This is a genomic window from Streptomyces sp. CBMA152, from assembly GCF_014596475.1.
Lineage (GTDB): Bacteria > Actinomycetota > Actinomycetes > Streptomycetales > Streptomycetaceae > Streptomyces.
The window spans coordinates 89,210-110,655 of the sequence record NZ_MECJ01000001.1 but is presented as its reverse complement, the minus strand read 5'-3'; the positions used below and the strand labels follow the sequence as shown (position 1 = coordinate 110,655).

At 72.0% G+C, this 21,446-nt stretch carries 22 protein-coding genes; 15 read left to right on the top strand and 7 right to left on the bottom strand.

The genetic code is table 11. From position 1 onward, the window contains the following. Nucleotides 1-419 precede the first annotated feature (419 nt). Both BG418_RS00575 and BG418_RS00570 read left to right on the top strand, forming a co-directional pair. On the top strand, nt 420-1,760 hold the full coding sequence (locus tag BG418_RS00575) for a transcriptional regulator (RefSeq protein ID WP_188271605.1): 1,341 nt from the start codon (nt 420-422) through the stop codon (nt 1,758-1,760). Between the two features lie 51 nt (nt 1,761-1,811). Then, nucleotides 1,812-2,348 (top strand): NUDIX domain-containing protein, encoded by a 537-nt coding sequence (locus tag BG418_RS00570; protein WP_188271604.1) that lies wholly within the window; start codon nt 1,812-1,814, stop codon nt 2,346-2,348. Nucleotides 2,349-2,366: 18 nt separating this feature from the next. Here BG418_RS00570 and BG418_RS00565 read toward each other — a convergent pair whose 3' ends face one another. After that, nucleotides 2,367-2,624 (bottom strand): hypothetical protein, encoded by a 258-nt coding sequence (locus tag BG418_RS00565; protein WP_188271603.1) that lies wholly within the window; start codon nt 2,622-2,624, stop codon nt 2,367-2,369. Between the two features lie 189 nt (nt 2,625-2,813). After that, entirely contained in the window at nt 2,814-3,674 is an 861-nt protein-coding gene (locus BG418_RS00560) for a 3-hydroxybutyryl-CoA dehydrogenase (protein WP_188271602.1), read from the bottom strand. A gap of 174 nt (nt 3,675-3,848) precedes the next feature. Here BG418_RS00560 and BG418_RS00555 point away from each other — a divergent pair, with 174 nt between their 5' ends. Next, a complete protein-coding gene (locus BG418_RS00555) occupies nt 3,849-5,120 on the top strand; it encodes a family 10 glycosylhydrolase (protein ID WP_317453451.1) in 1,272 nt (423 codons plus the stop codon). Nucleotides 5,121-5,144: 24 nt separating this feature from the next. On the opposite strand, the gene BG418_RS00550 is transcribed toward BG418_RS00555, so the two are convergent. Together BG418_RS00550 and BG418_RS00545 are read right to left on the bottom strand one after the other, a co-directional pair. Beyond that, a complete protein-coding gene (locus BG418_RS00550; protein WP_188271601.1) occupies nt 5,145-5,339 on the bottom strand; it encodes a DUF1918 domain-containing protein in 195 nt (64 codons plus the stop codon). Nucleotides 5,340-5,433: 94 nt separating this feature from the next. Then, nucleotides 5,434-6,381 carry a DMT family transporter gene (locus BG418_RS00545; protein WP_188271600.1) on the bottom strand — a complete coding sequence of 316 codons (948 nt, stop codon included), beginning with the start codon at nt 6,379-6,381 and terminating at the stop codon, nt 5,434-5,436. On the opposite strand from BG418_RS00545, the gene BG418_RS00540 reads away from it, so the two are divergent. Next, the gene (locus BG418_RS00540) at nt 6,380-7,828 is read left to right on the top strand and encodes a PLP-dependent aminotransferase family protein (RefSeq protein WP_188271599.1); all 1,449 of its coding nucleotides are present in this window, start codon (nt 6,380-6,382) and stop codon (nt 7,826-7,828) included. The two genes, BG418_RS00545 and BG418_RS00540, sit on opposite strands and share 2 nt — an antisense overlap. A gap of 269 nt (nt 7,829-8,097) precedes the next feature. Here the strand turns inward: BG418_RS00540 and BG418_RS00535 are convergent, their stop codons facing one another. After that, entirely contained in the window at nt 8,098-8,655 is a 558-nt protein-coding gene (locus BG418_RS00535; RefSeq protein WP_188271598.1) for a sugar O-acetyltransferase, read from the bottom strand. A gap of 192 nt (nt 8,656-8,847) precedes the next feature. On the opposite strand from BG418_RS00535, the gene BG418_RS00530 reads away from it, so the two are divergent. From BG418_RS00530 to BG418_RS00515, 4 genes are read left to right on the top strand one after another with little or no spacing between them, the layout of a single operon-like run. Then, entirely contained in the window at nt 8,848-9,822 is a 975-nt protein-coding gene (locus BG418_RS00530) for an alpha/beta hydrolase (RefSeq protein WP_188271597.1), read from the top strand. Continuing rightward, the gene (locus BG418_RS00525; RefSeq protein WP_188271596.1) at nt 9,815-10,978 is read left to right on the top strand and encodes an acyltransferase; all 1,164 of its coding nucleotides are present in this window, start codon (nt 9,815-9,817) and stop codon (nt 10,976-10,978) included. Before BG418_RS00530 ends, BG418_RS00525 begins: the two co-directional genes overlap by 8 nt. Nucleotides 10,979-10,988: 10 nt before the next feature. Beyond that, nucleotides 10,989-12,362, top strand: coding sequence for a sensor histidine kinase (locus tag BG418_RS00520; protein ID WP_398997079.1), 1,374 nt, complete (start codon nt 10,989-10,991; stop codon nt 12,360-12,362). Beyond that, the gene (locus BG418_RS00515; RefSeq protein WP_188271595.1) at nt 12,359-13,021 is read left to right on the top strand and encodes a response regulator transcription factor; all 663 of its coding nucleotides are present in this window, start codon (nt 12,359-12,361) and stop codon (nt 13,019-13,021) included. Before BG418_RS00520 ends, BG418_RS00515 begins: the two co-directional genes overlap by 4 nt. A 6-nt stretch (nt 13,022-13,027) precedes the next feature. On the opposite strand, the gene BG418_RS00510 is transcribed toward BG418_RS00515, so the two are convergent. Continuing rightward, nucleotides 13,028-13,792, bottom strand: a complete 765-nt coding sequence (locus BG418_RS00510; RefSeq protein WP_188271594.1) for a LysR substrate-binding domain-containing protein — start codon at nt 13,790-13,792, stop codon at nt 13,028-13,030. A gap of 58 nt (nt 13,793-13,850) precedes the next feature. Between BG418_RS00510 and BG418_RS00505 the strand changes: the two genes are divergently transcribed. The 6 genes from BG418_RS00505 (at nt 13,851) to BG418_RS00480 (ending at nt 19,219) form a co-directional block, all read left to right on the top strand. Further along, nucleotides 13,851-14,243 carry a DUF5997 family protein gene (locus BG418_RS00505; RefSeq protein WP_188271593.1) on the top strand — a complete coding sequence of 131 codons (393 nt, stop codon included), beginning with the start codon at nt 13,851-13,853 and terminating at the stop codon, nt 14,241-14,243. Nucleotides 14,244-14,397: 154 nt separating this feature from the next. Next, nucleotides 14,398-15,429 carry an N-acetyl-gamma-glutamyl-phosphate reductase gene (gene argC, locus BG418_RS00500; RefSeq protein WP_188271592.1) on the top strand — a complete coding sequence of 344 codons (1,032 nt, stop codon included), beginning with the start codon at nt 14,398-14,400 and terminating at the stop codon, nt 15,427-15,429. After that, the gene (gene argJ / locus BG418_RS00495) at nt 15,426-16,586 is read left to right on the top strand and encodes a bifunctional glutamate N-acetyltransferase/amino-acid acetyltransferase ArgJ (protein ID WP_188271591.1); all 1,161 of its coding nucleotides are present in this window, start codon (nt 15,426-15,428) and stop codon (nt 16,584-16,586) included. The genes argC and argJ overlap by 4 nt, the downstream gene beginning before the upstream one ends. Continuing rightward, on the top strand, nt 16,583-17,482 hold the full coding sequence (gene argB / locus BG418_RS00490; RefSeq protein ID WP_188271590.1) for an acetylglutamate kinase: 900 nt from the start codon (nt 16,583-16,585) through the stop codon (nt 17,480-17,482). The genes argJ and argB overlap by 4 nt, the downstream gene beginning before the upstream one ends. After that, nucleotides 17,479-18,672, top strand: a complete 1,194-nt coding sequence (locus BG418_RS00485) for an acetylornithine transaminase (RefSeq protein WP_188271589.1) — start codon at nt 17,479-17,481, stop codon at nt 18,670-18,672. The genes argB and BG418_RS00485 overlap by 4 nt, the downstream gene beginning before the upstream one ends. Before the next feature lie 7 nt (nt 18,673-18,679). Beyond that, nucleotides 18,680-19,219: an arginine repressor gene (locus BG418_RS00480; RefSeq protein WP_188271588.1), complete on the top strand. Its 540-nt coding sequence runs from the start codon at nt 18,680-18,682 to the stop codon at nt 19,217-19,219. Nucleotides 19,220-19,275: 56 nt separating this feature from the next. Here the strand turns inward: BG418_RS00480 and BG418_RS00475 are convergent, their stop codons facing one another. Further along, nucleotides 19,276-19,989, bottom strand: coding sequence for a L,D-transpeptidase (locus BG418_RS00475; protein WP_188271684.1), 714 nt, complete (start codon nt 19,987-19,989; stop codon nt 19,276-19,278). Between the two features lie 207 nt (nt 19,990-20,196). Between BG418_RS00475 and BG418_RS00470 the strand changes: the two genes are divergently transcribed. Continuing rightward, nucleotides 20,197-21,390 carry an argininosuccinate synthase gene (locus tag BG418_RS00470; protein WP_188271587.1) on the top strand — a complete coding sequence of 398 codons (1,194 nt, stop codon included), beginning with the start codon at nt 20,197-20,199 and terminating at the stop codon, nt 21,388-21,390. The last annotated feature ends 56 nt before the right edge of the window (nt 21,391-21,446 follow it).

Sequence of the window (21,446 nt, the reverse complement as noted above, 5' to 3'; positions counted from 1 at the left end):
GCGCCGTCGGCCCTGCCGCGGAGTGACGGGCAGTTCGGCAGGACCGGCGGCGCCGGGAGCGGGCCGCCGCACTGTACGAGGGGGAGCCGGCGGCCCGACACGCCTCTGTGGAGAGGCAGTTCAGTCAACCGGCAGCCCGCCCCCGGCGGCAGAGTGCGCGACGCATAAATGCGAGCACTCCCTTCACACCCCGTGTGAACGCGCCTCCTTTACGCTGGGTCCTGTCGTCACATTCCCGCCTGCCCCGCGGCGTCTGGCGCGCCCGCTCGCGGCGTTGCCGAACCGCCCACGTGGCTCCGCCACGAGGACGCTCCGGCGCCTTGCGATCGCACGCGCCAGACGCCGCGGGGCCCGCCCTCCGGGCGGACGGCGGGAATGTGACGACAGGACCCAGGCGCACCGAGCCAACGGAGGGCCTGATGCAGCCCAATACCCTGCTCGACGCGCTGGTCGACGAGGCCGGCATCTCCAACGCCGGGCTCGCCGCCCATGTGAACCAGGCGGGCCGCGCCCGAGGGCTCGCGCTGAAGTACGAACACACCGCCGTGGCCCGGTGGTTGAAAGGGCAGCGGCCGCGCGGCCAGGTGCCCGATCTGATCTGCGAGGTGCTCGCGGCCCGGCTGCACCGGCCAGTCACCCTCGACGACATCGGGCTGGGGGTGCCGGGCGAGCCGGTCGCGCCGGTGGGCTCGCCGCTCGCCGGGTTCGTGGAGCGCGCCACCGCCCTGTGGCGCTCCGACGAGCAGCAGCGCCCGCACATACTGGGCGCGCCGGCCGTCACGGGCACCCCGGCCGTGATGCCGGTGTGGGAGTGGGAGAACCCGCCGGAGGACACCGATGTGTCCCGGCACGGCCAGACCGCGGTCGGCGACTCCGACATCGAGATGCTGCGGGCGGCCCGCGCGCACTACGAGCTGATGTACCGCAAGGCCGGAGGCATCGCCACCCGCTCGCGCATCGTCGGCTTCCTCAACTCCGAGACCGCGCCGCTGCTGCGCGGCTGCTACACCGACGCGACCGGCCGCCAGCTGCACCGCGCGACCGGGGGACTGGTCGCGATCGCCGGGATCTGCGCGTACGACTCCAATGCCCAGGGCCTCGCCCAGCGCTACTTCCACCAGGCGCTGCGCCTCGCGAAGGCCAGCGGGGACCGGGGCCTGGGCGCCTATGTCATCGCCCTGCTCGTCAACCAGTCGCTGTTCATGCGGGACTACCGCCAGGCGGTCGCCTTCGCGGAGGCCGCGCTGCGGGCGGCGGGCCATCAGCTCACCCCGGCGCTCGCCGCCGATCTGCACGCGATGCAGGCCAAGGCGTACGCGCACCTCGGCGACGGGCGCAGCGCGCTCTCCTCGATCCGGGGCGCCGAGCGCGCGGCCGAGCGCATCCGGCCGAAGTACGAGCCCGCCGAGACCGGTTACGTCCAGCCGGGCCTGGTGAACGTCCAGGTGGCGGAGGCTCTGCTGCGGCTCGGCGATCTGCCCGCCGCGCGCGAGCAGGCGGGCCTGGCGGCGCACGCCCCCTCGCACGACCGGGGCAGGGTGCACCGCCTGGCGATGCTCGCGCAGATCGAGCTGAGGCAGGGCGAGGCGGACCGGGCCGTCGCGACGGCGGTCGAGATGGCCGAGCGGGCCCGGGGGATGGAGTCGCAGCGCCTTCGCGACCGGCTGCGCGTGGTACGCGAGCACCTGGTCGAGAGCGGTTGCGCCGGCGCCGATGAAGCCGCCGAGCTGATCGACGGGGCACTGCGCGTTCCCCTGTGAGCGCGTGCCTGCTGCGATATTGCCATCCTCTTGTCGGAAGGTGGCAAAAACGTGCAGTGGACGAATCTGAGTGAACAAACTGTGTACGAGAACCGCTGGTTCCGGGTCAATCTCGCCGACGTCGCCCTTCCGGACGGGCGGCACCTCGACCACTTCCTGATCCGGCTGCGCCCGGTCGCGGTCGCGACCGCCGTCAACGAGGCCAACGAGGTCCTGCTGCTCTGGCGGCACCGGTTCATCACCGACAGCTGGGGCTGGGAGCTGGCCGCCGGCGTCGTCGAGGACGGCGAGGACATCGAGGCCGCGGCCGCCCGCGAGATGGAGGAGGAGACCGGGTGGCGGCCGGGCCCCCTGCGCCATCTCCTCACCGTCGAGCCCGCCAACGGACTCATCGACGCCCGCCACCATCTGTACTGGTCGGAAGCGGCCGAGTACATCGGCTACCCGGAGGACGACTTCGAGTCGTCACGGCGCGAGTGGATACCGCTCAAGCTCGTGCCGGACATGATCGCCCGCGGTGAGGTCCCGGCCGCCAACATGGCGGCCGGACTCCTGATGCTCCACCATATGCGGCTCGGCGACGGCTAGTCGGGCGCCGTCACGCGTTCACCGCCCCAGCGCCTGCCACACCGCCACGGTCAGTGCGCCGAGGGCGGTGAGCGCCGTGATCGCGGGCAGCGGCCACCTCGTGTGCTCCAGGGACGCCACCCGTACGCCCAGTTCGGTCAGTTCACGGTCGCTCTGGTCGTTCCGGTGGGTGAGCAGGGTCAGCTGCCCGTCGATGCGGGCCAGACCCACTTCCAGGGAGCGGCGTAACTCGGACAGTTCGTCGACGGCCATCGGACGGCCGGGGTCGCTCGGCACGGCGAGGCTCCTTCGTCGTTGTGGGAGGGTGCCATTGACTTTTCGTCACGGAGTCAACTCGCCCTGTTCCAGGGGCGGGAGAGTGTGCGACGCGCATATGCGGGCTCGCCGTGCACACCCGGTGTGAACGGGACGGGCCCGGCCCTCACACAGAGGAACCGGGCCCGGCATCAGGGGCTACGGACGTACTCAGGCGTACGAGTAGAAACCGGACCCCGTCTTGCGGCCCAGCCGCCCCGCGTCCACCATGCGCTGCAACAGCGGAGGCGCCGCGTACAGCGGCTCCTTGAACTCGTCGTACATCGAGTCCGCCACCGAGGCCACGGTGTCCAGACCGATGAGATCGGACAGCTTGAGCGGGCCCATCGGGTGGGCGCAGCCGAGCTCCATGCCGTTGTCGATGTCCTCACGGCTGGCGATGCCCGACTCGAACATCCGGATCGCGGAGAGCAGATACGGGATGAGGAGCGCGTTGACCACGAAGCCCGAGCGGTCCTGGGCGCGGATCGCGTGCTTGCCGAGGATCTTCTCCACCACGGCCTGGGCGCGCGAGATGGTGCCCTCGGAGGTGGTGAGCGCGGGGATCAGCTCGACGAGCTTCTGCACCGGCGCCGGGTTGAAGAAGTGGATCCCGATGACCTGGTCGGGCCGCGAGGTGGCGACCGCCAGCTTCACCAGCGGGATGGAGGAGGTGTTGGAGGCCAGGATCGCGTCCGGGCGGGTCACCACCTGGTCGAGGACCTGGAAGATCTCGGTCTTGATCTGCTCGTTCTCGACGACGGCCTCGATGACGAGGTCGCGGTCGGCGAACTCGCCCAGGTCCGTGGTGAAGCTGAGCCGGGCCAGCGCGTCGTCGCGCTCGGCCTCGGTGATCTTGCCGCGCTCGGCGGCCTTCGAAAGGGAGTTGTGCAGCCGGGTACGGCCGATCTCCAGGGCCTCGCCGGTGGTCTCGGCGACCTTCACGTCCAGGCCGCTGCGGGCGCAGACCTCCGCGATGCCGGCCCCCATCTGGCCGCAGCCCACCACTCCGACGCGTTCGATGTCGGTCACATCGTGCCTTTCGCTTCTACGAATCGCTCTACGAAACTTCCCGGCGGGTCCCCCGTGTGATTCCGGCGCCCGTCCCAGCGCACGACGTTACTCCGCGCCTGCGTATGGATCACGGGGTGGGGCGGGCATGCTGTGCGCAACACCGGACATTCGTTGCGACGTGGAGGTCGTGAAGTGGGACGGATCACTCGGCGGGGACTGTTGGCGGGCACTGTGGTGGCGGGAACGGCGGGGGCGGTGAACGGCCTGGTCACGGTGGGTGCGGCCGAGGCGCGGGGGCCGCGGTCGGCCCCCGCGGCGGCCCGGCCGTGGAACCCGCCGAGGGCGCGTGAGTTCCGGGGGGTGTGGCTGGCCACGGTGTCCAACCTCGACTGGCCCTCCAGACCGGGCCTGTCCGCGGTCGAGCAGCGGGACGAGCTCCTGGTCCACCTCGACCGGGCGGTCGCGGACCGGCTCAATGTGGTGGTCCTCCAGGTCCGCCCCACCGCCGACGCCCTGTGGCCGTCCCCGTACGAGCCCTGGGCCCAGTACCTCACCGGCACCCAGGGCCGGGACCCCGGCTGGGACCCGCTGGGCACCGCCGTCCGCGAGGCGCATCGGCGCGGCCTGGAGCTGCACGCCTGGTTCAACCCGTACCGCGTGGCCAACCACACCGACCCCTCCCGCCTCGTCCCCACCCACCCCGCGCGGGTGCACCCCGACTGGGTCGTGGCGTACGGCGGACGGCTCTACTACAACCCCGGGATGCCGGAAGTGCGCCGGTTCGTCCAGGACGCGATGCTGGACGCGGTCTCCAAGTACGCGGTGGACGCGGTGCACTGGGACGACTACTTCTATCCGTATCCGGTGGCGGGCCAGAGCTTCGGGGACGACGACGCGTACGCCCGCTACGGCGCGGGCTTCCCGGACCGGAACGCCTGGCGGCGCGACAACATCGACAAGCTGGTACGGGAGACGGCCGCGCGGATCAAGGCGGTCAACAAGCGGGTGAAGCTCGGGATCAGCCCGTTCGCGGTGTGGCGCAACGCGGCGACCGACCCGCTGGGCTCGCCCACCACGGCGGGCGTCCAGACCTACGACGACCTGCACGCCGACACCAGGAAGTGGGTCCGCGAGCACTGGATCGACTACATCTGCCCGCAGGTGTACTGGAACATCGGCTTCCCCGCCGCCGACTACGCCAAGCTGGTCGCCTGGTGGGACGCGGTCGCCCGGGGCAGCGGCACCGACCTCGTCATCGGCGAGGCCCTGTACAAGGCAGGAGACCCGGCGCAGCCCGCCGCCTGGCAGGACCCGGCCGAGCTCTCCCGGCACCTCACACTCGCGCGCAAGTACCGCTCGGTGCAGGGCCACTGCTTCTTCTCGGCGAAGGACGTGGCCCGGGACCGGATCGGCGCGATGGCACGCGTGATCGCGGACCACTACCCGGGCAGGGTGCACACCTGATCAGAGGACCGGGCCTCGGGGCCGCTACTCCTCGGTCGTCACATGGCGTACGACGGTGTCGGGGCCCGGGGACATCAGCGTCTCGTGCCCGTCCTCGAAGCGCACCCGGAACGGTGGTGTGCCCTCGGGGCCCAGTACCTCGATCACTTCCGCGGTCCGGTCGTGCTGTCCGACGGTCCTGCCGTGGACCAGCAGCCGGTCGCCCACACTCGCTCGCATGTCCTCATTCTAAGGGCGAGGGCCCGAGTTGAGCCCGCTGTGCAGAGCCATCCGGGGCTGTCCGGGGCCTCTGTTGGCCGGTTTCGTACGGGTCTCAGGCGGCCGCGCGCTGGGTGACCGCGATGCAGAGGAGGACCCCGGCGGCGGCCAGCGGGGCGGCGGGGGAGAGGTGCTCGCCGAGCAGCAGGACCGCCCAGACAAGGGTCAGCAGCGGCTGCGCCAGTTGGAGCTGGCTGGCCCGGGGGACACCGATGGCGGCCATGCCCCGGTACCAGACGTACAGCCCGAAGAACTGCGACCCGGCCGCCACCCACAGGACCCCCGCCATGCCGTGCGCGGTGAGGTGGACGGGCTCGGCGGCGAGCGCGAAGGCCGCGCCCACGACGGCGAGCGGCAGCGTGAGGATCAGCGCCCAGCCGATCACCTGCCACCCCGGCATCAGCCGGGCCAGCCGGCCGCCCTCGGTGTACCCGGCCGCGCAGATCAGCAGCGCGCCGAAGAGATAGAGGTCGCCGGTGGACAGGGCTCCGCCGCTCTGCCCGATCGTGAAGGCGACGACGACCCCGGCCCCGGCGAGCGCCGCCGCCCAGAACGCGCGGGACGGGCGCCGCTTCGTCCGCAGCGCGGAGAGCGCGGCCGTGGTCAGCGGCAGCAGACCCACCACTACCGCCGCGTGCGAGGTCGTCGAGGTCTGGAGGGCGAGCGTGGTGAGCAGCGGGAAGCCGACGACCACTCCGGCGGCGACCACCGCGAGCCCGGCCCAGTGCTTGCGCTCGGGCAGCGAAACCCGTCCCACCAGCAGGAACGTGCCCGCGAGCAGTCCGGCGAGCAGACAGCGGACGGTCACCAGCGACCACGGCCCGAAGCTCTCCAGGCCCCAGGCGGTGGCGGGGAAGGTCAGCGAGAAGGCGACGACACCGAGCCCGGCGAGCAGCGAGCCGTGACGACCGGTGGTGGCGACGGCCGGGGTGACCGGGTCACCGGTCCGATGGTCGGCGACTGCTATCGAGGTCTGGGCGGTAGCGCTATCCTGTGCTGTCATGCAAGAGCGTAGCAGCGTGGCCGAACTGGCGAAATCCCTGAAAGACGAGCTCGACCGCTACTCAGTTGGTGGAAAGCTGCCGTCGAGCCGGGCGCTCGTCGAGCGGTACCGGGTCTCCCCGGTGACCGTCTCGCGGGCGCTGGCGCAGCTCGCCGCCGAGGGCCTGGTCGTCACCCGGCCCGGCGCCGGAGTCTTCCGCGCCGAGCCCCGCGTCCGTACGTCCCGCCCCGGCGACACCTCCTGGCAGGAGGTCGCGCTCAGCGCCGAGGGCGCCACCGAGCTGGTGCCGCGCGCGGTGGACGCCGCCGGGGTCCTGGTCACGCTCGCGACCCCGGCGGCCGGGGTGATCGAGTTCAACGGCGGCTACCTCGCCCCGGGCCTGCAGCCCGAGCGCGCGATGGCCGCCGCCCTCGCCCGGGCCGGGCGCCGCCCGGGTGCGTGGGGGCGGCCGCCGGTCGACGGCCTGACCGAGCTGCGCGCCTGGTTCGCGCGCGAGATCGGTGGTGCGGTCACCGCGGCCGAGGTGCTGATCTGTGCCGGTGGGCAGTCCGGGCTCACCACCGCGCTGCGCGCGCTCGCGCCGCCGGGCGCGCCCGTGCTGGTGGAGTCGCCCACCTACCCGGGCATGCTGGCGGTGGCCCGTGCCTCGGGGCTGCGGCCGGTGCCGGTGCCGGTGGACACCGACGGGGTGCGGCCCGATCTGCTCGCGGCGGCGTTCCGGGCCACCGGGGCCCGCGTCCTGGTCTGCCAGCCGCTCTTCCAGAACCCGACGGGTGCGGTGCTCGCCCCGGCCCGGCGGGCCGAAGTCCTCGGCATCGCCCGGGAGTTCGGGGCGTTCGTGGTCGAGGACGACTTCGCGCGACGGCTCGTCCACGCGGACGCCGGGCCGCTGCCCGCGCCGCTGGCCGCCGACGACCCGGACGGCGTGGTCGTCCATGTCTGCTCGCTCACCAAGCCGACCTCGCCGAGTCTGCGCGTCGGCGCGCTCGCCGCACGCGGCCCGGTCCTGGAACGCCTGCGTGCGATCCAGGTCGTCGACAGCTTCTTCGTGCCGCGCCCGCTCCAGGAGGCGGCCCTGGAACTGGTCGGCTCCCCGGCCTGGCCCCGCCATCTGCGTTCCGTCTCGGCCGAACTGGCGGCCCGCCGCCAGGCCATGGCGGCGGCGCTGGCCGAGCACCTGCCCGAGGTGGACCTGCCGCACCTCCCGTACGGCGGCTACCACGTCTGGCTGCGCCTGCCCGACGGCACGCCCGAGTCCGCCCTCACCGCCGCGGCCCTGCGCGCGGGCGTGGCGGTCGCCCCCGGCCGCCCGTACTTCAGCGCCGAACCCCCCGCCCCGCACCTGCGCCTGAGCTTCGCGGGCGTGGCGGGCCGCTCGGAGATCACGGAGGGCGTACGGAGACTGCGCACGGCATACGGGGAGACGAGAGCGGCGACGGCGCCCTGACCTGCCGCAACACCGCGCCGGGCCACCGGCGAGGCGCTGGGGTACGCCCCGATGGCGCCGCCGTCCACTCCTGAGCCTGCCGAGCCTGGCGGGTTCTTAGGGTGCGTTGATTCGCCTGCGGACCGTAGGTGGCTGGTCGCGCAGTTCCCCGCGCCCCTTGAGTTGCTCCGGACCGTCGCGATCAGCCACGGCGGGTGTTTTTAGGGGCGCGGGGAACTGCGCGACCAGCCCACCACGGTCCGCAGACAAGCAGGCGAACAACACCGCGCTCAGCTCAACTCCCGTACAACCCGCGCAGGGTTCCCCACAGCCAGCACCCCACCAGGCAGGTCCCGCGTAACCACAGACCCCGCCCCCACGACAGTGTCCGCCCCGATCGTCACCCCGGGACACACGATCACCCCACCCCCCAGCCACACGTTGTCCCCGATCGAAACGGGCGAAGCCCGCTCCCACCCGGCGCGCCGCCGAGCCGCATCCAACTCATGGGTGGGCGTGAGGAGTTGGACGTTGGGCCCGATCTGAACATCCGCGCCGACCGTGATCCGCCCCGTGTCGAGAAACACCGCCCCGAAGTTCACGAACGTACCCGCCCCGATGCTGATGTTGTACCCGAAGTCGCAGTGGAACGGCGCCCGGACACGTACGGACTCGTCCACCGAGCCCAGCAGCTCGGCGAGCAGCTTGTACCGCTCGCCGGGCGCGGCCGCCGCGGCCGCGTTGTACGCCGCGCACAGCCGGACCCGGCGTTCGGTGTCCCGCAGCAGATCGGGGTCGTCCGGCAGGTACCACTCACCGGCCAGCATGCGTCGCTTGTTCTCGCCCATGGGCATTCCTCCGTCGTCTCACGACGCAGCATGTCACCACCCCAGGATGGCCGTTGGGCCCCACCCGCAACCCGTAGTACCTGAGAGCTACGCGGCAGATGCCCTCCCAGGCGGGACGCGGGCGACGGCCCGCGATCCATAGCTTCGGTACCGGAAGACACCAGGACACCCGGTACGGAAGGACCAGCCTCCATGGCGTTCCGCCTCAGCGGCAGCAGCCGCCCGACCCGCACCCTGCTGGCCGCGCTCGTCGTCGCGTCGGTCGCGCTGCCGCTGTCGGGCGTGGCGCGCCCCGCCGCCGTACCGGCCCCGGCGCCCGTCGCCGCCGCCCGCGCCCCGCTGACGACCGCGACCCCCGCCGCACTCGACGCGCGCTACGCCGTCAACCGCGCGGGCATCGCGGCGGCCGAGCGGATGGCCGACGACCACGGCGACCGCAAGCGCGCCGCCGAGCTGCACGTGATGGAGGCGCCGGACCGGAACTTCCTCGCCTTCGACGGCCGTGACGGCGGCCGCACCGCCGAGGTGTTCGGCGACCTCGCGCACGCCGACCGCGTCGCGGTCCTCGTGCCGGGCTCGGACACCAGCCTCGACACATACGGGCGGCTGCAGGCGGGTGCCGAGGCACTCCAGCGGCAGATGGGCGAGCGGGCCGCCGTCGTCGCCTGGCTCGGTTACGCGACCCCGGCCACGTTCAGCCCCGAGGCGCTGACATCCGGCCGCGCCGACAGTGCAGCCCCTCAACTCCAGGAATTCGTAAGGCAGTTGGGGGCCGTCAAACCCTCCGCCCGGATCTCGCTCCTTTGCCACTCCTACGGCACGGTCGTCTGCGCCCGGGCCGCTCCGAACCTGCCGGTCGCCGACATCGTCCTGTACGGCAGCCCGGGCACCGGCGTCCCCGACGTCGGCCAGCTGCACACCAAAGCGGCCGTGTGGGCGGGCCGGGGGAGCGGCGACTGGATCGCCGACGTCCCCCATCTGCGCCTCCCGCTCCTGTTCACCACCGTCGGGTTCGGCGCCGACCCGGTGTCGAAGGGGTTCGGGGCCCAGGTCTTCGACGCGGGCTCCGGCGGTCACAGCGACTACCTGAGACCCGGCTCCACCTCCCTGCGCAACATCGCCCTGATCGCCTCCGGCCGACGTCCCACCAAGGAGAGCCATGCGTGAGTTCGTCCGGCGGATCGACGCCGCCACCCCGCCCGACCGAGACCGCGCCGTCGACGCCCTGCGCGCGCTCGCCATCCTCGGTGTGGTCCTCGGCCACTGGCTGGTGACCGCGCTGGTCGCCGACAGCGGCACGGTCCGCGCCGCGAGCCCCCTGCAACATCTGCCCCAGTTCATCCCGGTCTCCTGGGTGTTCCAGACCCTCGCTGTCTTCTTCCTGGTCGGCGGGCAGATGGGGGCGCAGAGCTACGCCTGTGCCCGCGCCCGGGGCACGACGTATCAGCGGTGGCTGGGTGCCCGCCTCGCCCGGTTCTTCCGTCCCGTCGCGGCCGTGCTCGCGGTGTGGTCGGTGGCGGTCGGCGTGCTGCTGATCAGCGGAGTCGGCTTCGACACCGTGCACACCCTGGTCAAACTGGTGCTCTCGCCGCTCTGGTTCCTGCTGGTCTTCACCGCCCTGACGGCGGCGACCCCGCTGGTCGCCAAGGTGCATCCGCTGTGGCCGCTGGCGGTCGTCCTCTACGTCGACCTCTACCGCTTCGGCTACGGCGGTGCCGCCTGGACCGGCTGGATCAACGTGGCGGCCGGCTGGCTGGTCCCGTACTGCCTGGGCGCCGCCTGGGCGCGGGGCGGACTGACCAGCCGCACGACCGGCTGGGTGCTGCTCATCGGGGGCGCGGCCACCACCGCGCTGCTCGTCCTGTTCGCGGGCTACCCGGCGTCGATGGTCGGTGTCCCCGGCGCCCCGATCTCCAACCTCAACCCGCCGACGCTCGCCGCTGTCACCTTCGGGCTCGCCCAGTGCGGCCTCGCGCTCCTGGTGCGCGGCCCGCTGCGCAGGCTGCTGCGCCGTCCCGCGCTCTGGGCGGCGGTGGCGCTGGTCAACCTCAACGCCATGACGATCTTCCTCTGGCACCAGACCGCGATGATGGCGGTCACCGCGACCGCCCTGTTCGCGGGCGGTGTGCTGCCCGGTCTGCACACCGTGCCCGACGGCACCGGCTGGGTGCTGGCCCGCCTCGCCTGGCTGCCGGTGTTCGCGGCCGCGCTCGCGGTGTGCTGGGCGGCGTTCCACACGTACGGGCACAGTAGGCGCGGCAGCCGTACCGTCGTCGTCCGCGAAGGTCACCCTGCGCGGATGAAGGCGGTGCACAGTGCCTAGGGTTGATCTTGTGGACCTTACGGGGAGGACGACGGGGCGGCGGATCGCGGCCGCGCTGCGCGGTGTGCCGGGGGCCCTGCGCGAGGACCTGTGGCGGATGAAGTCCGACCCGGTGCCGCGGGTGGGCGAGCCGGGGTATCCGGTCTGGCGGCCGGTGTCGGTGATGGTCCTCGTCGTCTTCGCGGCCGCGATGATGGTCGTCAACGTCCGTCAGTACGACGTCGACTACAACCTCGGCATCAACCTCGCCGTGCTGCTGGCGGGCATCCAGGCGGTGGCGGTCGTCGCCGCGCTGTACCGCCCGGTGCCCGCCTGGTGGGCGGTGACCGCGGTCATGCTGTTCGCGGCGCGGGTGGCGGACGGGCGGATCATCATACCGACGCCCCAACCCGGGGGCCCGTGGGATCCCACCGGGCGCCCCGTGCCGCCGGTGCCCCGCGGCTCCTTCGGGCCGCTCCTCAGCCCCGGCCCGGAGTACCCGTGGACGTTGGCCGGTATCGCGATGCAGGCCATGGTGCTCTTCCTGCTCGCCCTGCGGGTCCGGCCCCGGGCAGCCGTGTCGGCGCTCCTGATCAGCTCGGCCACCGGGCTCGTCGCCCTCGCGTTCACCGGGCAGTACCACAACGACTTCGGCCTCGCGGTCGGCGTCCTGGCCGCCGCCACCCTGCTCGGCGCGGCCCTGCGCGGCCGCCGGGTGGCCCGCAAGGAGCTCGTCGTACAGGAGGAGGTGACCGCCGAGGAACGCGCCCGGCGCACCCTCCTGGAGGAGCGCAACCGGATCGCCCGCGAGCTCCACGACGTCGTCGCCCACCACATGTCCGTCATCTCCATCCAGGCCCAGGTCGCCCCGCACCTCGTCGAGAACCCCTCCGACGAGCTGAAGGAGAACCTGGCCGGCATACGCCAGAACGCCGTCGAGGCACTGACCGAACTGCGCCGCGTACTCGGCGTGCTCCGCTCCGAGGACCCCGAGGGCGCGCCCCACGCCCCCCAGCCCTCCCTCGACCGGCTCGACGAGCTGGTGGCCAACGTCCGGGGCGCCGGGCTCACCGTCACCGTCGACCGCACCGGCACACCCCGGCCGCTCTCGCCCGGCGTCGAGCTGTCCGCATTCCGTATCGTCCAGGAGGCACTGAGCAACGCGATGCGGCACGCGCCCGGCTCGGCCGTACGGGTCGAACTCGCCCACCAGAGCGCCGAGTTGGTGGTCCGGGTCGCCAACACCGCCCCGGACCGACCGGTCGCGCCCTCACCCGGCGCCGGGCACGGGCTGCTCGGCATGCGTGAACGCACTGCCATGCTGGGGGGCGAACTGGCCACCGGCGCCACCCCCGACGGCGGTTACGAAGTCACCGCCGCGCTTCCCCTGAAGGGCCACGCATGACCATCCGCGTCCTGATCGCCGACGACCAGATGATGGTCCGTCAGGGCTTCACGGTACTGCTCAACGCCGAGCCCGGCATCGAGGTCGTCGGCCAGGCCGTCGACGGCCTCGACGCGGTGGCCAAGGTCGCCGAACTCGCCCCGGACGTCGTCCTGATGGACATCCGCATGCCCGGCGTCGGCGGCATCGAGGCGACCAGCCGGGTGACCAGCGAATCCTCGGTCAAGGTGCTGATCCTGACGACGTTCGACCTGGACGAGTACGTGTACGACGCCCTGCGCGCGGGCGCCTCCGGCTTCCTCCTCAAGGACGCCTCGGCCGCCGAACTCGCCCAGGCGGTACGGGTGGTGGCGGCCGGGGACGCACTGCTCGCCCCGAACATCACCAAGCGCCTGATAGCGGAGTTCTCCCGGACGACGGCAGGCCCCCGGGCCCCGCTCAAGGACCGCGTCGGCGCCCTGACCGAACGCGAGACGGAGGTCCTGTCCCTGATCGCCCAGGGCCTGTCCAACGCGGAGATCGCGGCCCGGCTGCTGGTGGCGGAGCAGACGGTGAAGACCCATGTCAGCCGCATGCTGGTGAAACTGAACCTGCGGGACCGGACGCAGGCGGCGGTGTTCGCGTACGAGACGGGGCTGGTCCGGCCGACGGGGTACTGAGGGGGACTACCGGCGTCCGCGGGGCTTGCCGGGCTTCGCACCCTTGGCGCCCTTCGCGGCCTTCTTGCCGACGGGCCTGCCGCCGGACTTCGTGGTCGCCTTCCCGGCCGCGGGCTTGCGCTTGGCCGGGGGCTTCGCCTTGGACTGCTCCGGGGCGGGCTTGCGGCCACGGGAGCTGTTGACGGTCCGCCCCCGGACGATCCCGATGAAGTCCTCCACCAGGTCGGTCGTCTTGTCCTCGGGCCACGACAGGGCGATCCGCGACTCCGGGGTGCCCGTGAGCGTCCGGTAGGTGAGGTCCTTGCGGTGGTACAGCCGGGCGAGCGACTGCGGCACGACGAGGAGCCCGATGCCCGCCGCCACCAGCTCCACGGCGTCCTCCGTGGTGGCCGGGCGCTCGAAGGCGGGCTGACCCGGCGGACGCTCCCAGTCGAGGGTGTCGTCGAGCGGATGCAGCACAACCTCGTCGGCCAGCTCCTCGGCCGCGACCTCCTCCACGGCGGCCATCGCGTGATCCTTGGGGATCACCACGACGGTCGTCTCGGTGTAGAGGGGGATCGCGCTCAGGTCCGTACGGTCGACCGGCAGCCGTACGAAACCGGCGTCGGCGCCGCCGCCGCGCAGCAGCTCGAACACCTCGGCCGCGGGCACGGCGACCAGGGTCAGCGGGATGTCGGGCAGCCGCTCGTTCCAGATGCGCACCCACTTCGTCGGCGTCACGCCAGGGACGTAGGCGAGCCGGAAAGAGGGGGGAACTTCGGAGCCTGTCACTGGGCCAGGTTACCGGTCGTGGTCGGCGGCATCGCACACGCTCGCTACCCTTGACACCATGACGTCGCACAAGACCACCCAGACGATGAAGCCCGCCACCGCGGCGAAGAAGCTGGGTGTGTACCTCGAAGCCACCCCCGCGGAGTTCCAGGAGGGTGTCGTCTCGCGCAACGAGCTGAGTGCGCTCCAGGCCGACCCGCCCCAGTGGCTCCAGGAGCTGCGCCGCACCGGCCCGCACCCCCGCCCGGTGGTCGCGGAGAAGCTCGGCATCTCCATCGCGGGCCTGGCCCGGGGCGGAATCACCGAGCCCCTCACCACCGACCAGATCGAGGCCCTCAAGCAGGAGAGCCCCGAGTGGCTCCAGAAGGAGCGCGCCACCCAGTCGGAGGTGCGCGCGGAGACGGTCCGCATCAAGAAGCGGAACGCGGAGCGCGCGGCCAAGAACGACTGAGTGCCCTCCGGAACTCCGGAACCCCGACACGACCCGCGCCCCTTCAGTGGCGCGGGTCGTGTCGTTCTGCGGCCCCACCGCGTGGGCGCGCCCGATGACCTTTGCATAAAACTGCATAGAGCCGTATAGTCATGCCATCGACGAGGAGGCTTCGATGGCGGTACGAGCGGCAGTGGCCGGGGCTAGCGGGTATGCGGGCGGGGAGCTGTTGCGGCTGCTCGTCGGGCACCCCGACGTCGAGATCGGCGCCCTGACCGGGCACTCCAACGCCGGGCAGCAGCTCGGCGCGGTGCAGCCGCATCTGCTGCCGCTCGCCGGACGCGTCCTGGAGCCGACCGACCCCGACGTGCTCGCGCGCGGCCACGACGTCGTCTTCCTGGCCCTGCCCCACGGGCAGTCCGCAGCCGTCGCCGAGCGGCTGGGCGACGACGTGCTCGTCGTCGACATGGGCGCCGACTTCCGGCTGAAGGACGCGGGGGAGTGGGAGAAGTTCTACGGGTCCGCGCACGCGGGGACCTGGCCGTACGGGCTGCCCGAGCTGCCCGGCGGGCGGGCCGCGCTCGCCGGTGCCCGGCGTATCGCGGTGCCCGGCTGCTACCCCACCGCCGTCTCGCTCGCCCTCTTCCCCGCGTACGGGAGCGGCCTCGCCGAGCCCGAGGCGGTGATCGTCGCGGCCTCCGGCACCTCCGGCGCGGGCAAGGCGCCCAAGGCGCATCTGCTCGGCAGCGAGGTGATGGGGTCGATGACCCCGTACGGCGTCGGCGGCGGGCACCGCCACACGCCCGAGATGATCCAGAACCTGAGCGCCGCCGCCGGGGAGCGCGTCACCGTCTCGTTCACGCCGACCCTCGCCCCCATGCCGCGCGGCATCCTCGCCACCTGCTCCGCCAAGGCGAAGCCGGGGGTCACCGGGGAGACCGTACGGGCGGCGTACCAGAAGGCGTACGCGGACGAGCCCTTCGTCCATCTGCTCCCCGAGGGGCAGTGGCCCGCCACCGCCTCCGTATACGGCTCCAACGCCGTACAGATCCAGGTCGCGTACGACGAGAGCGCGCACCGGATCGTCGTGGTGAGCGCCATCGACAACCTCACCAAGGGCACCGCGGGCGCCGCGGTGCAGAGCATGAACATCGCCCTGGGACTCGACGAGACCTTGGGCCTGACCACGATCGGAGTTGCGCCGTGAGCGTGACGGCAGCCAAGGGGTTCACGGCGGCGGGCATCGCCGCCGGGATCAAGGAGAACGGCAACCCGGACCTGGCCCTCGTGGTCAACACTGGGCCGCGCCGCGCCGCCGCGGGCGTCTTCACCTCCAACCGGGTCAAGGCCGCCCCCGTCCTGTGGTCCGAGCAGGTCCTCAAGGGTGGCGAGGTCTCCGCCGTCGTCCTCAACTCCGGTGGCGCCAACGCCTGTACGGGCCCCAAGGGCTTCCAGGACACCCACGCCACCGCCGAGAAGGTCGCCGAGGTGCTGGAGGGGCACAGCGCCGGTGAGGTCGCCGTCGCGTCGACCGGGCTCATCGGCGTACTGCTGCCGATGGACAAGCTGCTGCCCGGCATCGAGAGGGCCGCGGCCGAACTCTCCCCGCACGGCGGCGAGAAGGCCGCCATCGCCATCAAGACCACCGACACCGTGCACAAGACGTCCGTCGTCGCTCACGAGGACGGCTGGACCGTCGGCGGGATGGCGAAGGGCGCCGGGATGCTCGCGCCCGGTCTCGCCACCATGCTCGTCGTCGTCACCACCGACGCCGACCTGGACGCGGCGGTCCTGGACCGCGCCCTGCGCGACGCCACCCGGACCACCTTCGACCGGGTCGACTCCGACGGCTGCATGTCCACCAACGACACCGTGCTGCTGCTCGCCTCCGGAGCCTCCCAAGTCGCCCCGGAATACGGGGAGTTCGCGGAGGCCGTGCACACGGTCTGCGACGACCTCGCCCGGCAGCTCATCGGCGACGCCGAGGGCGCCAGCAAGGACATCCGGATCGAGGTCGTCAACGCGGCCAGCGAGGAGGACGCCGTCGAGGTCGGGCGTTCCATCGCCCGGAACAACCTCCTCAAGTGCGCCCTCCACGGCGAGGACCCCAACTGGGGCCGGGTGCTGTCCGCCATCGGCACCACGAAGGCCGCCTTCGACCCGGACCGGCTGAACGTCGCCATCAACGGCGTCTGGGTCTGCCGGAACGGCTCGGTCGGCGACGACCGCGACCTCGTCGACATGCGCTACCGGGAGATCAAGATCACCGCCGACCTCGCCGCCGGATCCGCCGGCCCCGTCGTCATCTGGTCCAACGACCTGACGGCCGACTACGTCCACGAGAACAGCGCGTACAGCTCATGAGCACCCGCAAGCACACCGCGCTCCCCAAGGCACAGATCCTCATCGAGGCGCTGCCCTGGCTGACCCGGCACCACGGCAAGACCGTCGTCATCAAGTTCGGCGGCAACGCCATGGTCGACGAGGAGCTCAAAGCCGCCTTCGCCCAGGACGTCGTCTTCCTGCGGCACGCCGGCCTCAAGCCCGTCGTGGTGCACGGCGGCGGCCCCCAGATCAGCGCCCAGCTAGACAGGCACGGCCTGGTCAGCGAGTTCAAGGCCGGGCTGCGGGTGACGACCCCGGAGGCGATGGACGTCGTACGGATGGTGCTCGCCGGGCAGGTCCAGCGCGAGCTCGTCGGGCTGCTCAACCAGCACGGTCCGCTCGCCGTCGGTATGACCGGCGAGGACGCGCACACGATAACCGCCACCCAGCACCGGCCCGAGATCGACGGCGAGCTCGTCGACATCGGCCGGGTCGGGCAGATCACCGCGATCGACACCGGCGCCATCGAGGCGCTGCTCGCGGACGGCCGGATCCCGGTCATCTCCTCGATCGCCCGTTCCCAGGACGACGGACATGTCTACAACGTCAATGCTGATACGGCGGCTGCGGCACTTGCGGCTGCGCTGGGCGCCGAGACCCTGATGGTCCTGACCGACGTCGAGGGGCTGTACGAGGACTGGCCGCACAGCGACGAGGTCATCAGCAGGCTCACCGCCAGCCAGCTGGAGCGGCTGCTGCCCGACCTCTCCAGCGGGATGGTGCCGAAGATGGAGGGCTGTCTGTTCGCCGTGCGCAACGGCGTCACCACCGCGCGCGTGATCGACGGCCGCGTCCAGCACTCCATCCTTCTGGAGATCTTCACCAACGACGGCATCGGCACGATGGTCGTGCCGGACGGACAGGGGGAATCATGAGCGGCCTCGCACAGCGCTGGCAGCAGGTGATGGCGGACAACTACGGCACGCCGAAGCTCGCGCTGGTACGCGGCGAGGGCGCCACCGTCTGGGACGCGGACGGTACCGCGTACACCGACTTCGTCGGCGGCATCGCGGTGAACGCGCTCGGCCACGCCCACCCGGCCGTCGTCGAGGCCGTGTCGCGGCAGATCGCCTCGCTCGGCCATGTCTCCAACCTGTACCTCGCCGAGCCGCCGGTGGCGCTCGCCGAGCGGCTGATCCAGCTCTTCGGGCGGCCGGGCCGGGTCTACTTCTGCAACTCGGGCGCCGAGGCCAACGAGGGCGCGTTCAAGATCGGCCGGCTGACCGGGCGTACGCACATGGTCGCCACCCACGGCGGCTTCCACGGCCGGACCATGGGCGCGCTCGCGCTGACCGGCCAGCCGAAGAAGCAGGAGCCGTTCCGGCCACTGCCCGGCGATGTCACGCATGTGCCGTACGGGGACGTCGAGGCGCTGCGGGCCGCGGTGACCGAGGAGACCGCGCTGATGGTCATCGAGCCCATCCAGGGCGAGAACGGCGTCGTGGTGCCGCCCGAGGGCTATCTGCGGGCCGCCAGGGAGATCACCGCCGCGACCGGCACGCTGCTCGTCCTCGACGAGGTGCAGACCGGCATCGGGCGGACCGGCGCGTGGTTCGCGTACCAGCGCCACGAGGGTGTCGAGCCCGATCTCGTCACCCTGGCCAAGGGGCTTGGCGGCGGGCTGCCCATCGGCGCGACCGTCGCCTTCGGGCGGGCCGCCGAGCTGCTCAAGCCCGGCCAGCACGGCACGACCTTCGGCGGGAACCCGGTGGCGTGCGCGGCCGGACTCGCCGTCCTGGACACGCTGGGGGCCGATGGATTCCTCGACGGGGTGCGGCGCACCGGCGAGCGGCTGAGCGGCGGGATCGAGGCGCTGGCGCACCCGTCGGTCTCCCATGTCCGTGGTGCGGGCCTGCTGCTGGGTATCGTGCTCACCGAGCCCGTGGCTGCCCAGGTGCAGCAGGCGGCTCAGGATGCCGGCTTCCTGGTCAACGTGCCCGCCCCCGATGTCGTACGGCTCATGCCGCCGCTGATCATCGGTGACGCGGAGGTGGACGCGTTCCTCCGGGCGCTGCCCGGCATCCTCGACGCGGTGACCAACGGGGACGGACGATCCGGAGAATGAGACGACGATGACCGACGAGGCGCAGGACTTCGAGCCGGGCGGCCCCGCCGTACCGCAGACCCGCACCGCCCGCCACCGCCGGATCGTGGACATCCTCAACCGGCAGCCGGTGCGGTCCCAGAGCCAGCTGGCCAAGCTGCTCGCGGACGACGGGCTGAGCGTCACCCAGGCGACGCTCTCCCGCGACCTCGACGAACTGGGCGCGGTGAAGATCCGCAACACCGGCGGCGAGCTGATCTACGCGGTGCCCAGCGAGGGCGGCTTCCGCACCCCCAAGGCGCCGCTCGGCGAGTCGGCCAAGGAGGAGCGGATGCGCCGGCTCTCCGCGGAGCTCCTGATCTCCGCGGAGGCCTCGGCCAACCTGGTGGTCCTGCGTACGCCCCCGGGCGCGGCCCAGTTCCTGGCCTCGGCCATCGACCAGGCAGAACTCCACGACATCCTGGGCACGATCGCGGGCGACGACACCCTGATGCTGATCAGCCGCGACCCCAGCGGCGGCCAGGCCCTGGCGGACCATTTGCTGCGGCTGGCGCAGAACGACCGGTAGGTCAGTGGTGAGCGAAGGGGCGGGCGCCGGGAATCCGGCGCCCGCCCCTTTGTCGTCTAGTACCGCGTGATCGCCGTCGGACCCGACGCGGTGCCGATCGCGATGTGGGGGTGCTTGGCCGGGTCGGCCCAGGCCAGGATGCGGGCCATCGCGTACGGCGGGACCGATACGCAACCGGCCGTCGAACCGCGGCCGTTGACGTGCAGGAAGATCCCCGCGCCACGGCCCCGCACCGGCTGGTCGTAGTTGAAGCCGATCACCATGGCGTGCGAGTACTGCTCCGCGAACGCCGTGATCCGCTCCGACTCGCTCGCCCGGCAGTCGCCCGGCAGGCCCTCCACCCAGCGGTTGTACGCCTTGGAGGCGTTGTCCTCGCACCACCAGGACTTGTCGGTGGCGTGGCGGTAGCTGTACCGGGTGCCGTAGGGCGCGGACTCGGTGCCGAACGCGTACGGCAGGTCGTACAGACCGGTCGGTGTCGTGCTGGTGCCCTGCTTGCGGGAACCGCCCTCGACCAGCCCGTTCGCGCCGAACCGCGCCTCGGTCCAGCCCGACAGCACCCACAGCGGGCCGCGCTTGGTCCACCAGGTCACCCGGCCCGTGGTGGAGCCCGGGGCCGGGGCCTCTGCGGTGATCAGCTGGGTGCCGCCGCCGGTGTCCGCCATCCGGTGGGGCAGGTGCGTGGAAGGGAACGGGTGGGCGGAGTCGGCCGTGGCGGCCGGGGTCGCGAGCGCGAGCAGGGCAGCGCTCAGCGCGAGAGCGGTACGCATCATGGCGGAGACCGTACGCGGCCCGCCCGCTGACGTCCTCTCAGGGGGCCGAAACGTTACCCCGGCCGCGTGGCGGGGTGGGCCGTCCGACCGGCGTTTCCGATGTCCCGAATCCCTTCCGGAACCACTCCCTCCCCCCGCATTGACAAAACATACGGTCGACTGCATAGTTATACCCATCACCGAATGCACCGTAAGGAGAAACCCGTGACCGAGCGCGTCGTACTCGCCTACTCGGGCGGTCTGGACACCTCCGTCGCCATCGGCTGGATCGCCGAGGAGACGGGCGCCGAGGTCATCGCCGTTGCCGTGGACGTCGGCCAGGGCGGCGAGGACCTGGACGTCATCCGCAAGCGCGCGCTCGCCTGCGGTGCCGTCGAGGCCGAGGTCGCGGACGCGAAGGACGAGTTCGCCGACGAGTACTGCCTCCCGGCGATCAAGGCCAACGCCCTCTACATGGACCGCTACCCGCTGGTCTCCGCCCTGTCGCGGCCGACCATCGTCAAGCACCTGGTGGCCGCCGCCAAGAAGCACAACGCCGGCATCGTCGCCCACGGCTGCACCGGCAAGGGCAACGACCAGGTGCGTTTCGAGGCCGGTATCGCGGCGCTCGGGCCGGACCTGAAGTGCATCGCCCCGGTCCGTGACTACGCGATGACCCGGGACAAGGCGATCGCCTTCTGCGAGGCGAAGAACCTCCCCATCGCCACCACCAAGAAGTCGCCGTACTCGATCGACCAGAACGTCTTCGGGCGGGCCGTCGAGACCGGCTTCCTGGAGGACATCTGGAACGCGCCGATCGAGGACATCTACGAGTACACCTCGAACCCGGCCGAGCCGCGTGAGGCCGACGAGGTCGTCATCTCCTTCAAGGAGGGCGTCCCGGTCGCCATCGACGGCAAGCCCGTCACCGTGCTCCAGGCGATCCAGCAGCTCAACGTGCGGGCGGGTGCCCAGGGCATCGGCCGGATCGACATGGTCGAGGACCGGCTCGTCGGCATCAAGTCCCGTGAGGTGTACGAGGCGCCGGGCGCGATCGCGCTGATCACCGCCCACCAGGAGCTGGAGAACGTCACCGTCGAGCGCGAACTGGCCCGCTACAAGCGGCAGGTCGAGCAGCGCTGGGGCGAGATGGTCTACGACGGCCTCTGGTTCTCCCCGCTCAAGCGCGCCCTGGACGGCTTCATCAACGAGGCCAACCAGCACGTCACCGGCGACATCCGGATGACCCTGCACGGTGGCCGCGCCGTCGTCACCGGCCGGAAGTCCGAGGAGTCGCTGTACGACTTCAACCTCGCCACCTACGACTCGGGCGACACCTTCGACCAGTCCAAGGCGCAGGGCTTCATCGAGATCTTCGGCCTCTCGTCGAAGATCGCCGCCAGGCGCGACCTCGCGTAACGACGACTCGTTGTACGTGCCGCCTCCCCGTTCCTCCGCGGCGGGGAGGCGGACGC

Coding starts and splice junctions, on each gene's coding strand:
- BG418_RS00535 (WP_188271598.1), bottom strand. CDS start 8,655: ATGGGCGAGAACAAGCGACGCATGCTGGCCGGTGAGTGGTACCTGCCG.
- BG418_RS00525 (WP_188271596.1), top strand. CDS start 9,815: ATGCGTGAGTTCGTCCGGCGGATCGACGCCGCCACCCCGCCCGACCGA.
- BG418_RS00480 (WP_188271588.1), top strand. CDS start 18,680: ATGACCGACGAGGCGCAGGACTTCGAGCCGGGCGGCCCCGCCGTACCG.
- BG418_RS00515 (WP_188271595.1), top strand. CDS start 12,359: ATGACCATCCGCGTCCTGATCGCCGACGACCAGATGATGGTCCGTCAG.
- argB (WP_188271590.1), top strand. CDS start 16,583: ATGAGCACCCGCAAGCACACCGCGCTCCCCAAGGCACAGATCCTCATC.
- BG418_RS00505 (WP_188271593.1), top strand. CDS start 13,851: ATGACGTCGCACAAGACCACCCAGACGATGAAGCCCGCCACCGCGGCG.
- BG418_RS00540 (WP_188271599.1), top strand. CDS start 6,380: ATGCAAGAGCGTAGCAGCGTGGCCGAACTGGCGAAATCCCTGAAAGAC.
- BG418_RS00550 (WP_188271601.1), bottom strand. CDS start 5,339: ATGCGAGCGAGTGTGGGCGACCGGCTGCTGGTCCACGGCAGGACCGTC.
- BG418_RS00530 (WP_188271597.1), top strand. CDS start 8,848: ATGGCGTTCCGCCTCAGCGGCAGCAGCCGCCCGACCCGCACCCTGCTG.
- BG418_RS00545 (WP_188271600.1), bottom strand. CDS start 6,381: ATGACAGCACAGGATAGCGCTACCGCCCAGACCTCGATAGCAGTCGCC.
- BG418_RS00575 (WP_188271605.1), top strand. CDS start 420: ATGCAGCCCAATACCCTGCTCGACGCGCTGGTCGACGAGGCCGGCATC.
- argC (WP_188271592.1), top strand. CDS start 14,398: ATGGCGGTACGAGCGGCAGTGGCCGGGGCTAGCGGGTATGCGGGCGGG.
- BG418_RS00485 (WP_188271589.1), top strand. CDS start 17,479: ATGAGCGGCCTCGCACAGCGCTGGCAGCAGGTGATGGCGGACAACTAC.
- BG418_RS00475 (WP_188271684.1), bottom strand. CDS start 19,989: ATGCGTACCGCTCTCGCGCTGAGCGCTGCCCTGCTCGCGCTCGCGACC.